This is a genomic window from Meridianimaribacter sp. CL38 (assembly GCF_004328055.1).
Taxonomy (GTDB): domain Bacteria; phylum Bacteroidota; class Bacteroidia; order Flavobacteriales; family Flavobacteriaceae; genus Gaetbulibacter_B; species Gaetbulibacter_B jejuensis.
In genome coordinates this window covers 73,018-84,970 of sequence record NZ_QKWS01000006.1, presented here as the reverse complement: position 1 = coordinate 84,970, position 11,953 = coordinate 73,018, and the positions used below count along the sequence as shown (strand labels likewise).

The following is an 11,953-nucleotide window of genomic DNA, read 5'->3' as shown; positions in this document are numbered from 1 at the left end:
CTAAAGGACAGTGTAAACTTCCTTTGACGCTTTCGTCAAATCCCTTCGTAATATTACATTTATTATTTATGGCGTATTTATTTACATCTGAAAGTGTATCAGAAGGACATCCAGATAAAGTAGCAGACCAAATTAGCGACGCACTAATAGACAACTTTTTAGCTTTTGACCCTGAGTCTAAAGTAGCTTGCGAAACCTTAGTAACTACAGGACAAGTAGTACTTGCTGGTGAAGTAAAATCGAATATTTATTTAGATGTTCAAAAAATAGCAAGAGATACTATTAACGCTATTGGCTACACTAAAGGCGAATACATGTTTGACGGAAATTCTTGTGGTGTTTTATCTGCTATTCATGAGCAATCAGATGACATTAACAGAGGTGTTGACAGAGCTTCTAAAGAAGAACAAGGTGCTGGTGACCAAGGAATGATGTTTGGTTACGCAACAAGAGAAACTGAAAACTTTATGCCTCTTGCTTTAGATTTATCTCACCGAATACTAAAAGAACTTGCTGATTTAAGAAGAGAACAAAAAGACATCACCTATTTAAGACCAGACTCTAAAAGTCAGGTTACCATTGAATATAGTGATGACAATATACCTCAACGTATAGACTCTATAGTGATATCTACACAGCATGACGATTTTGATAATGATGAAGCAATGCTTTTAAAAATAAGGAAAGATATTATCGATATCCTGATTCCTAGAGTTATTTCAAAATTACCTGAAGACATTCAAGCCTTGTTTAATGATGACATTACTTACCACATTAACCCAACTGGTAAATTTGTTATTGGTGGACCACATGGTGACACTGGTTTAACAGGACGAAAAATTATTGTTGATACTTATGGCGGAAAAGGTGCCCATGGTGGTGGTGCTTTTAGCGGAAAAGACCCAAGTAAAGTAGACAGAAGTGCAGCTTACGCAACCAGACACATTGCCAAAAACCTAGTTGCAGCTGGTGTTTGCGATGAAGTTTTAGTGCAAGTAAGTTATGCTATTGGAGTGGTTGAACCTATGGGAATTTTCATTGACACTTACGGTACTTGTTCGTTTAATATGACTGACGGAGAAATTGCCAATAAGGTTTCTGAAATTTTTGACATGCGTCCTGCTGCCATTGAATCTCGACTAAAACTTAGACAACCAATGTATAGCGAAACAGCTGCTTATGGACACATGGGACGAACTCCTGAAACTGTTTCTAAAACCTTTGAACAACCAAATGGTGAACCAATTACAGTTGATGTTGAATTGTTTACTTGGGAAAAACTTGATTATGTAGACAAAGTTAAAACTGCTTTTGGCTTATAAACTATAACATATATTGAAGCTCAAAAAAAACCTCATAATTAAATTATGAGGTTTTTTTATTAATCTATTTTCAAGCTCTCAATAGGAACTCTCGTTAATTCTACATCTTCTTTATTTGTAGCATAAGACACATAAAGGTAATTATTCCAAATTACACTTTTAGGGTAGCTATAACCTACTCGTTTATATTTCCCTTCAAATCGCATAGGTTGTAAATCAGATTCGTTTCCGCTACGCAACAAAAAGGCTTTATCAAACAAAAAACCATCTTCACTAAGTGTTACAACTAATGGAATTCTTGTTTTGCTTCCTGAAGGATTATTGACCATAAACGCAGTTCCATCTGGTAAATTACCTGCACTTTGTTTTGCCCTGGAATCAGGAGTATCAACCAATTGAGGCATCGTCCATGTTACTCCATTATCATAACTTACTGATGCCAATTTTTTAAACGTACTTTCTTGATCTCTAAACACCATAACTATAGCTTTGTCCTTTTTCCTGTAAAACCAACTAGGTTCAATTGCTCTACTCATATTTTTATCAGAAGTCAAATTTTTCATCTTTCCAGCTTGCCAACCAGATATCCCTAAAGGATCATCAGTATAAAAAGGTGTGATTTTTAAACCAGGTTGCATATGAAAAGCAGTTACAACCCTTCTATTAGGCACTGCATGTACATCTTGCTCAATGATTCCTAAAATAGGCTTTCCTGATTTATCAGTAACTTTTTTAGGAGTTGACCAATCTACTCCATTACTTGAAGTCATGTACTCTGTATAACCTTGTTTGGGATTAGCTTCGTCTTTTGGCCATACACAAATGTAAGCCACAAGAGTTTCACCATTACTCCACCAACCTCCACTTGTAGTAATTTTTGAGTTAGATGTTGATGTTAGCGCAATAGGCTTGCTCCAAACTTTTCCGTCATAACTTCTAGAATAAAACACTTGAGTATCTTCTCCATCTTCATCTACCCAAGAACTCTGCCATTGTGCATAGAGCATGTGCTTAAAAGGGAATAATACCACTCCATGATTGTATTTATTGTCGTTCTCTGTAGGTGAAAAAATAGTAACTGTTTCTTTGTTTTTAGCCTCAGTAAGCCCAAGTGTATTGGGTTGGTTACTATCAAAAAGATTTGCTACATGAAAAGGTGCTGCTACTTCTTTTTCCTTACAGGTCAAAACCAACAAAGAAGCAACAACTAACACATATACTTTTAATTTAGATTTAATCATCTAAACCTCCTCTTCGTTTTGGTGAACGTTGATCAGGCCATATTTTTTGCTCACCTGTTCTTGGGTCAATAGGCAACACAATTTTTTCTCTAGAAGCTAGCTTAGGATCCTCTGATGCCATATAAGCCATAATTGCAGTTAAAATAACATTACTTCTTACGTCATCAAAAACGATTTTATCATAAGTATCTCTGTTTGTATGCCACGTATATTTTCGGTATGACCAATCTAAAGCACTCAAATAAAATGCAGGAACACCAGCTGCCACAAAAGACGCATTATCTGAGCCTCCACTACTAGGCGAACCAGGGAAATCGGTTTTTATTTGGTCTTTTATTTCTCTTGGAACAGGGTACATCCATCTCGAAATGTAGTCGTATGCATTTAAATATCCAGCACCAGAAATTTCTATAACGCGACCTGTACCATTATCCTGATTAAAAACAGCTTGTACATGTTCTACAATTTCAGGGTGGTCTTCAACAAACGCTCTTGATCCATTAAGACCTTGTTCTTCACTTCCCCAATGTCCAACTAAAATAGTACGCTTTGGGTTAGGATATACTTTTTTAAGGATTCGCATTACTTCCATCATTAAAATAGTACCTGTACCATTATCGGTTGCTCCTGTTGCACCATCCCAAGAATCTAAATGCGCTGAAAGAATAACATATTCGTTTGGTAATTCTTTTCCTTCTATTTTACCTATAGTATTAAAAGTTGGTACTACTCCTAAATCTTTGGATTGTGCAACTACTTTTAAAGTTGGCGTATTACCACTCTCAGCAAGTCTGTAAAGCATTGTATAATCTTCCATTTCAATATCTAAAGTTGGGATATTCTCAGTACGTGAACTAAAAATTCTATTCACACCAAACCCTTTAGACCAATATGAAGACAATATTCCTGTTGCTCCTGCATCTTCAAAAGCTTTAATAATGCCTCTTCGACCATAACCTGTTCTTGCTATATTTTGCAACCATTCCTTAGTCAATGAATCACGTTGTTGCTTCATACGTTCATAGGATGTTTCGGTTGCAAATTCTTCCCAATTTTCATCTGGTCGTCCTGTAATTTGTTTCATAGAAGTTAGTACAAACTTCCCTTTTACATTTGGCAGCCATTTTACAAAATCTAAAGAATCTTTAATTCTAGGTATAGCAATTACCTCAGCCGTAATACCTTCTTGTGGTGTACTTGGACTCCAAGCTAATTGCATTCCTTCTAGCGACTGCACTCTTGGTGATACCATATCCACATGAGTAATACCTCTTTCCCAAGCTTTCCATTCTCCCCATTGTTCGTTTTCTGCAGAAATTCCCCAATCATCATAGGTATCAACCACCCAATCATTGGCTTGTTTCATTTGAGGTGTCCCAACCAATCTTGGACCAATTACATCTAATAAATGGTGTGCTAAGGATTCTAATTGTGAATTTTCATTTGCTTCTTTAATAATATCTTCAACTACTTTGTCTTCCTCTTTATTTTGAGAATACGCCGAAAACGTCATTAAAAACAAGGCTAAAAAAGTATTTCTTATTATTTTATTTGAAATCATACATTTATGGATTTGCTATTAATTTTAAGAAACGTAAGTTAAAACTATTTTTAAAATTGAGCCTCTAAATAAACGTTAAGACTGGAGAAGAACTAGTAAGTTTTCATGGAAGATTAACTGCTTTGACCCTGCAAAGCTACGCTTTGAAAACACAAAGACCCACAAAACAAAAAAGCAAGCTTTATGTTTTGCTTGCTAGAATAATTTAATGAGATTCATAGGGGAATCTGCTCTTTTTATTGAGGATTAACTGCGTTGATCCTGCAAAGCTACGCTTTGAAAACACAAAGACCCACAAAACAAAAAAGCAAGCTTTATGTTTTGCTTGCTCTTTGTATTTATTCGTGGGGAGAGCAGGATTCGAACCTGCGAAGTTAAAAAACAACAGATTTACAGTCTGTCCTCGTTGGCCGCTTGAGTATCTCCCCAAAACCGTTGGCAAATATATTATTGTTTTTGTTCTGAACAAACAATAATTTATCAATTTGTAAAAAATATTACTTTTTACAACTCATATTGCAATCTAAAAGTTATAAAACGCGGTTGAATAAACGTTTCAGAACTGAATACCGAAATACTTCCTGCTCCATTGCTAACATTAGAATCGATATCTAATAAGTTTGAAGCTATTAGAGAATATTCCCATTTAGCATCTCTATCTTTTCTATAGCGTAATGAAGCATTCCAAGTTCTAAAAACATCTTTTTGTCCTTCGCCATTATCTTGTTCGTTATAGGTAAAGTCTGTTAAAAACGATACCGAATTCCAAATATAAGCATCAAACTCGATTGAAGGTGCATTTGTGGTGTAAGTTACACTATTTGTTCCTTGGTCATTTTTAGACACACTATATGCATATCTAAACGATACGTTTGGCGCTTCTCTAAAGTTTGTTCTAATTTCTGGAGTATAGCTTTGTGAAAAACTCTCATTTACAGATTGAGTTCCTTGAACAAATTGGTTGTTTTTACTGTAATTAAAATTTGCTCTTAAACTTGCTCTTACTTTACCAAAGGTACGTTGCACTCTACCAAAAAGAGATGCGCTTTCGTCGGCAAATCCAGAATTGAAATAAGTACTTGTTCTAATTACATTTTCAAAATTGGTTAATGAACGTATTTGATCTAAGTTTTTACTATAATTTGCTCCAGCAAACACATTGGTATAATTAAACAAATTGAAACTATGATAAAACAAGCTCAAATTGTGCGAAAGGGCATTTTGCAATTCTGCATTACCATAATTAATACTATTGTAATTATTAAGCACTAACCCTTCAGCTATATTAGTAACATCAGTAAACGATGTATTCATTCGGTAATTAAAGGTTAAGCTTTCACTCTTTTTAAATTGAATTCTGGTTTCAAAATCTGGTAAAACCATAAAGAAATTATCGTCAAATAAGGTTTCGCCTGCTTGTGTGTTTTTATTGCTGTATGCATGTAACGACAGTCCTGGAGTAAAGGTAAATTTCCCTGATTTTAACCTATAATGTACACCAAGATAAATATCAGAAAAATTATACTCTACATCATTTATTGCAGTCAGCATATTGCCCTCTGCATCAGTAACCTGAGGTGTTGGGTCTAATTGTGTTCCGTCATCTAAAAACTGAAAGATATTAGAATTGAACTTTTGATTACTTAAAATCGTTCCTAAGGTAAAGTTGATGTTACTTTTTGAATTTAAAATATTGTAGTAATCCAATTTAGCATCTAATTGGTTGGATTTTACACGACGGTCTTGATTTAAATTATATGAAAACTGGTCTAAATCTAGCCCTAATCCTGATGCTGTAGTATCAAACGCATCTTGGTTTTCTTCGTCATCATTGTTTGTTGGGTCGTTAACCAATAGCGCATTGTAGAACGGATCTTCGTCTTTTATTAAATGTTGTGCTTCTAGAGCAAAAATATTATTCTCGTTTAACGTGTAGTAGTAGTTAAAATTCTGATTAATACTGAATGGTGAAGCTGTGTCAACCTGATCAGTATTACCTACTACAGATGAAAATAAATTTTGGCGCTCTTCATCATCAGAAAATCGTGCCAACACGTCATAATCTAATTGATTATTAACGTTTGGTTGGTATTTAGCGCTAAGCTTTGCCAAAAACTGGTTTGTTGCCTCTCTTCCTGTTTGTACAGTAGCTTCATCTGGCGGAATATTTGCCGACTCGTCTATTGGTGTATTTGGGTCGTCTTCAAACTCAATATAATCTATAAAACTCTCTTCTCTAGTTCGCATTCTAGAACTATTGTAAATAAGAAAACCGCTAAAATCCAATGATTTTTTAGGCGAATAGCTAAAGTTAGTTGCAATAAGTTTTGTAACAACTTCTTGAGCTCTTGAGATATTTGTCAATCCTCCTAATCCATTATCTCCTAAATTAATACTCGTTCCACTGGTTCTACTTGGCATTCTAAAACCACCTCCAAAGTTTCTTAAATCTCTATTAGTTAAAGCAACTTCACCAACATTATTCATATCTCCAATGATGTTGACACTGTATTTTGGACTGTAATAAAATAGTTTTGGTTGCACCAAATACAACTCATCATTAGGTGAAGGTGCAGTACCAGCTCCTAATGTAACATCACCAAACCAAAAATTCTCTTTTCCTTCTTTTAACTTAATGTTAATTGCAACGTTATCTTGATTGTTTTGAACACCACTAAGCTGACCAACTTCAGAATAGTTACGGAGTACTTGAACTTTATCTACTGCATTAGAAGGAATATTTTTGGTCGCTAATTTTGTGTCACCATCAAAAAAATCTTTTCCATTTACCATTAACTTACTCACTTCCTTCCCTTCAACCTCAATGGTTCCGTCGTCATTAACCTCAACTCCAGGTAGTTTTTTAAGGACATCTTCTAGCTTCCGTTCGGTTCCATTTTTAAAGGAATCAGCATTATAAACTAGTGTATCTCCTTTGACCGTTACAGGCATTTCGTAAACCAATTCAACAGCATCTAAACTATTATCAACTTTTAAAGTGAAGTCTTTTTTTAAATCGGCTTCTTTAGTGTTCAACAGCTCCTCGTAAGTTTTCATTCCAATGTAACTCACCTGAATTTTGTATGACGAATTTTTATCTAACGAAAGTTTAAAAAGTCCTTTATCATTAGTTACAGCATAAGACTCCAAAATTTTTGTTTCTTGATTGATTGCAACAACATTAGCAAGTTCAAGCGGAGTTCCTATACTGTCTTTTACTACACCTTCTACTTTTATTTGAGCAAAGGAATTGCTTGCTGCTAATAGCAGCATGAACATAAAGATTTTTTTCATTTGATTTTTTAGTTGGGATTATTTAAAGTGAATTGATTAGAAACGTCTGTTACCACGACCTCCTCTGCCTCCATACATTTCGCGCATTTCTTCAATTTTATCTTTCATGATTTGGTTGTACTCTTCTCTTGTTACTTCTTTACCTTTTGAAGGCATTTTAATCTCTTCTTTTTCTTCAGGATTCATTACAATTTTAGAACACAATATTGTTGTTCTACCAGCATTAACCTCAAGAATTAAACCTGGTAATCCCCAATATTCTCCTGGACCTTGGTTCACTGGGATTTGTGGTGTATACCAAGCTGTAATGGTTATTTCTTTTGGCACTTCCAACTCACTCATTGGATCATCTCTATCTACTGAATCTTTAGATTTTTCTGCTTTTTCCTTTTCGTCATTGCCTCTATCTCTTCGTCTTCGCATATTCATAAAATCCATCTCATCTACTTTTTTTACAGCTGTAGCTTTATAACAAGTATATTGACCTATTTGCTTGGTTTCTCCCTCCATTTTCCACTCTAGAGTTTCGAGCTCATCAACAACTAAAAACTGTTTGCCAAAAAATTCCTGTTCTTGTAAAAGCTTAGATTCCTTCACATTTTTGTATTGTGGACCACCTGTAAAACTACTCATCATTCCTCTCCATGGACCTCCTCCTGAACCTGGTGTTTCTAGCTTTTCTTCTTCTTTATATGTAGACTCTGTTCTATTAAAGGTTAGTATAAAGGTTTTTTCGAGCATGCTTTTCATACGCTCAGTAATCATCTTTTTTTGTTCTTCGCTCATTTGTCGACCTCCAAAATTATCCATGTCGACTGTTGTCTTGGATTGATAAATTGCTTTACCTTGAAATTCTTGAGCTAAAAGCGTGTTACTGAATAGTGTAATTAATACAACACAAAGTTTAATTGAGATTGATTTCATTGTTTTAAGTCTAAAGAGTTTGTGTTAAAAATACAGTTTTAACTATCGTTAGACATCTAAAACAATTGAAAGTTTAATTGTAAAATGTTAAAATCCAATAAAAATTAACCTCCTATTCTTATCTCAATCTCTTGTCCATCACCTTTTCCTCTTCTTGGACTGTAACGTTCTTTCATTTCTTCCATTTTCTTTTCCATAATTTTATCAAACTCTTCTTTAGTCACTTTTTTACCTTTTTTAGGTTCAGTGATTTCAACTTCATTTTTTGGATTGATCACTATTTTACTACAAATGACAGTTTCTGACCCATCGTTTACCTCAAGAATTAAACCTGGAAGCCCATAATAATTACCTGGACCATTGTTTACAGGAATTTGCGGAGTATACCATGCTGTAATAGTTATGGTTTCCATTTCAGGTTCTTTTTCTTCATCTAAATCTTTATCACCATTAACACTAATACCTCCAACAATTTTTGGTCGCTCGCGAGTTATGGTTGCTTTATAGCAAGTGTATTCGCCAATGTTTTTAGTCTCTGAGCCAAATTGCCAATCAAGTTTTTTTAGCTCGTCTTTTATCAAAAAGATTTTTCCAAACACATCATTTTGATTAGTGTAGCGTTCTTCTTTTGTGTTTTTATACAACACATCTGCTCCTCCTGTGTTTATCATTACTACTTCCATCCCACCAGGCTGAGGAGCTCCAAGCGATTCTTCTTCTTTATAAACCGATTCCTCTTTATTAAACGTAAGTATGTACGTTTTTTCAAACTGCTTTTTAAGCATATCCATCATTTTTTGATGCATTTCAGAGTTTACCTGAGTACTATCTAGTTTAATATCTACTTTTCGTTTTGACTTGTAGGTTGCAACTCCTGTAAACTCTTGAGCGTGACTTTTTATAGACGCTAAAAGCACTACTGCAATTAAAACTTTTACTATATCTTTCATGGTCTTATTTATTGATTGTTATAATAGTCTGTTACTAATTTTTTTATAGTATTGATGTTGTTATAAAATGCTTCTTTCTCTCCTGCTTTTCCAGTGATTTTATAAGTTGCAGAAGCTTCTTTACCATTAGACATTGGCTTACCATTACATTTTATCTCAAATGAAATGTTTTCATCAGGACTCATATCGTCAACGATACTTTTTATGTCATTAAGATTAAATGTGCTTTCCATCTCTTTAACAGAATCGATAGTTATTGACACTTCAACACTTTGAATTGTTGTCGCTAAAGTTTCATCTGCATTTTGTAGTTCCTTTATTTGACTAAAAGATGTAAATGCAATTAAAAAAGTAATAGTGGTAATTAGTGTTTTCATTTATGTTCGTTTTTTGATTAATACTTTACAAACTTAAACCAACCCAAATGAGTATTAAGTTAACCAGTGTTAACGTGTGTTAACCGATTAGTTTTTATCTACTTTAACATTTACTTTTGACCTATGAATAATTCTAGATACCTAATAATATTATACTTCATAGTTACCGTAATACTCAGTACTATTGCGATACAAGTGTATTGGAATTATAAAAACTATTTAGCCAACAAGCAGCAACTTATTAAAGATGTTCAGGTAAGTTTAGATAAAGCTGTTGATGATTACTATGTTAACCTTGCCGAACAAACCACCATTGGATTTGCTTTTGAAAGCGATTATAAAGAGGACTTTTTTGCCGAAGACCATAAGTTTGACTCCATTTTAAAGCAAATTGATATTACTCAAAAAAAGTTTAAAAACCTTGATAGCCTTAATCTTGAAACTACTGATGGTATTTCTATCTACAGAGGTGCTAATGTAGATTCGATTTTAAATGCAAAATGGGATCACAAAAAGCTGAATTCTATTGACATAAAAAAAGACTCTATAAAAGTAAAAGGATTTGAATTGCTTACATCTAAAGTTGTTATTTCTATTTCAAATGACACGCTTGATGTTAAAAAAATTGACAGTTTAATAACTACTGACTTATCTCAAAAAAACATCGCTATTGATTACAAACTTGATTTTAATAGAGACAAAACAAAGAGGATAAAAGACACAATAACCGATTCAAAAAACATTTTAAACGTTGCTTCAAAATCTACGTTGTTACCTAAAGGAAGCTCTTTAAATTTAAGTTTTGAAAATCAGACAAAGCTTATTTTAAAACGCATTTTTGGTGGTATTTTAATATCCACATTGTTAATTCTGGCAGTGATAAGCTGTTTGTTTTATTTACTTAAAATCATCAAGCACCAAAAACAATTAGCTGAAGTAAAAAATGATCTCATCAGCAACATTACACACGAATTCAAAACACCTATTGCAACCATTGGTGTTGCACTTGAAAGCATTCAAAACTTTAATGTTATTGAAGATAAAGCTAAAACAAAAACGTATTTAGATTTATCAAACACACAGCTTTCAAAATTGAACACTATGGTTGAAAAGTTACTAGAAACCGCTACACTTGATAGCGAAAATCTTGAGCTCAACAAAGACACTTATAACATCTCGGAAATTTTGACCACGAGTATTGAAAAACATCAACTTAACAGTGACAAAACCATAACTTTCAATATACCTGAAAACATTTCGGCAAAAGTAGATGTGTTCCATTTTGAAAATGCCATCAATAATATTATTGACAATGCTATAAAATATGGTGGAGATACGATTTCAATTTCGCTTGAGCAAAATCATTTTGCATTTACCATTACTATTTCTGACAATGGAAACACGTTAACCAAAGCTAATAAAGACAAGATTTTTGAGAAATTTTACCGAGTTCCTAAAGGCAACACTCATGATGTTAAAGGCTTTGGAATTGGACTGTATTACACCAAGAAAATTGCAGAAAAACACAACGGAACTATCACTGTTGATTTAAAAAATAACATTACCACGTTTAAAATAACATTACCAAATGCCTAAAACCACCATTTTATTAGCCGAAGATGAGCCAGCACTTGGTCAAATTATAAAGGAGAGCCTTGAAACTAGAGACTTTAATGTTATTTTATGTGATAATGGCGAAAAAGCATTTGAAAAATACCAGTCTGAAACTCCTGAGATTTTAGTCTTGGACGTTATGATGCCCAAAAAAGACGGATTTACATTAGCTAAAGACATTAGAGCAATTGATGATACAATTCCTATTATTTTTTTAACTGCCAAATCGCAAACACAAGATGTTGTTGAGGGTTTTACCATAGGCGGAAATGATTACCTAAAAAAACCATTTAGCATGGAAGAGCTTATTGTAAGAATTAACAATTTGCTTAACAGAACACAAGTTCAAAAAACTTCAGAAGTATTACAAATTGGAGATTATACGTTTGATTTCCCAAAGCAAACGCTTCAATTTAACGCTGAAGAAAAATTACAACTCACACATAGAGAAGCACATTTATTATTTCATTTAATAAAAAACAAAAACCAGGTTTTAGACAGGTCTATCATCTTGAATAAACTTTGGGGAAATGACGATTTTTTCTCTGCAAGAAGCATGGATGTTTTTATCACTAAACTTCGAAAAAAACTATCTAAAGACGACACTATCCAAATCATAAACGTAAGAGGCTTTGGGTATAAACTCATTGGTTAATTTCATTTTCCTATT

General features: G+C 33.6%; 9 protein-coding genes and 1 tRNA gene. 3 read left to right on the top strand and 7 right to left on the bottom strand.

The genetic code is table 11. The features are described 5' to 3' along the window. Nucleotides 1-68 precede the first annotated feature (68 nt). Nucleotides 69-1,322, top strand: coding sequence for a methionine adenosyltransferase (gene metK / locus DMZ43_RS13640; RefSeq protein ID WP_131508897.1), 1,254 nt, complete (start codon nucleotides 69-71; stop codon nucleotides 1,320-1,322). Between the two features lie 59 nt (nucleotides 1,323-1,381). Here the strand turns inward: metK and DMZ43_RS13635 are convergent, their stop codons facing one another. The 7 genes from DMZ43_RS13635 to DMZ43_RS13605 all read right to left on the bottom strand — a co-directional run bounded on the left by DMZ43_RS13635 (nucleotide 1,382) and on the right by DMZ43_RS13605 (nucleotide 9,669). Next, entirely contained in the window at nucleotides 1,382-2,563 is a 1,182-nt protein-coding gene (locus DMZ43_RS13635) for an exo-alpha-sialidase (RefSeq protein ID WP_131508896.1), read from the bottom strand. Then, a complete protein-coding gene (locus tag DMZ43_RS13630) occupies nucleotides 2,556-4,124 on the bottom strand; it encodes a M20/M25/M40 family metallo-hydrolase (protein ID WP_131508895.1) in 1,569 nt (522 codons plus the stop codon). The genes DMZ43_RS13635 and DMZ43_RS13630 overlap by 8 nt, the downstream gene beginning before the upstream one ends. 345 nt (nucleotides 4,125-4,469) lie before the next feature. Then, nucleotides 4,470-4,552 (bottom strand) — tRNA-Tyr (locus tag DMZ43_RS13625). Nucleotides 4,553-4,628: 76 nt separating this feature from the next. Next, on the bottom strand, nucleotides 4,629-7,418 hold the full coding sequence (locus DMZ43_RS13620) for a TonB-dependent receptor (protein ID WP_131508894.1): 2,790 nt from the start codon (nucleotides 7,416-7,418) through the stop codon (nucleotides 4,629-4,631). Nucleotides 7,419-7,454: 36 nt separating this feature from the next. Further along, entirely contained in the window at nucleotides 7,455-8,342 is an 888-nt protein-coding gene (locus DMZ43_RS13615; RefSeq protein WP_131508893.1) for a GLPGLI family protein, read from the bottom strand. 104 nt (nucleotides 8,343-8,446) lie between these two features. Continuing rightward, on the bottom strand, nucleotides 8,447-9,292 hold the full coding sequence (locus DMZ43_RS13610) for a GLPGLI family protein (protein WP_131508892.1): 846 nt from the start codon (nucleotides 9,290-9,292) through the stop codon (nucleotides 8,447-8,449). A gap of 8 nt (nucleotides 9,293-9,300) precedes the next feature. After that, nucleotides 9,301-9,669 (bottom strand): hypothetical protein, encoded by a 369-nt coding sequence (locus DMZ43_RS13605; RefSeq protein WP_131508891.1) that lies wholly within the window; start codon nucleotides 9,667-9,669, stop codon nucleotides 9,301-9,303. 123 nt (nucleotides 9,670-9,792) lie between these two features. Between DMZ43_RS13605 and DMZ43_RS13600 the strand changes: the two genes are divergently transcribed. After that, nucleotides 9,793-11,265 (top strand): sensor histidine kinase KdpD, encoded by a 1,473-nt coding sequence (locus DMZ43_RS13600; protein ID WP_131508890.1) that lies wholly within the window; start codon nucleotides 9,793-9,795, stop codon nucleotides 11,263-11,265. Next, nucleotides 11,258-11,938, top strand: a complete 681-nt coding sequence (locus tag DMZ43_RS13595; RefSeq protein WP_131508889.1) for a response regulator transcription factor — start codon at nucleotides 11,258-11,260, stop codon at nucleotides 11,936-11,938. The genes DMZ43_RS13600 and DMZ43_RS13595 overlap by 8 nt, the downstream gene beginning before the upstream one ends. Nucleotides 11,939-11,953 lie beyond the last annotated feature (15 nt).

Coding starts and splice junctions, on each gene's coding strand:
- metK (WP_131508897.1), top strand. CDS start 69: ATGGCGTATTTATTTACATCTGAAAGTGTATCAGAAGGACATCCAGAT.
- DMZ43_RS13635 (WP_131508896.1), bottom strand. CDS start 2,563: ATGATTAAATCTAAATTAAAAGTATATGTGTTAGTTGTTGCTTCTTTG.
- DMZ43_RS13630 (WP_131508895.1), bottom strand. CDS start 4,124: ATGATTTCAAATAAAATAATAAGAAATACTTTTTTAGCCTTGTTTTTA.
- DMZ43_RS13620 (WP_131508894.1), bottom strand. CDS start 7,418: ATGAAAAAAATCTTTATGTTCATGCTGCTATTAGCAGCAAGCAATTCC.
- DMZ43_RS13615 (WP_131508893.1), bottom strand. CDS start 8,342: ATGAAATCAATCTCAATTAAACTTTGTGTTGTATTAATTACACTATTC.
- DMZ43_RS13610 (WP_131508892.1), bottom strand. CDS start 9,292: ATGAAAGATATAGTAAAAGTTTTAATTGCAGTAGTGCTTTTAGCGTCT.
- DMZ43_RS13605 (WP_131508891.1), bottom strand. CDS start 9,669: ATGAAAACACTAATTACCACTATTACTTTTTTAATTGCATTTACATCT.
- DMZ43_RS13600 (WP_131508890.1), top strand. CDS start 9,793: ATGAATAATTCTAGATACCTAATAATATTATACTTCATAGTTACCGTA.
- DMZ43_RS13595 (WP_131508889.1), top strand. CDS start 11,258: ATGCCTAAAACCACCATTTTATTAGCCGAAGATGAGCCAGCACTTGGT.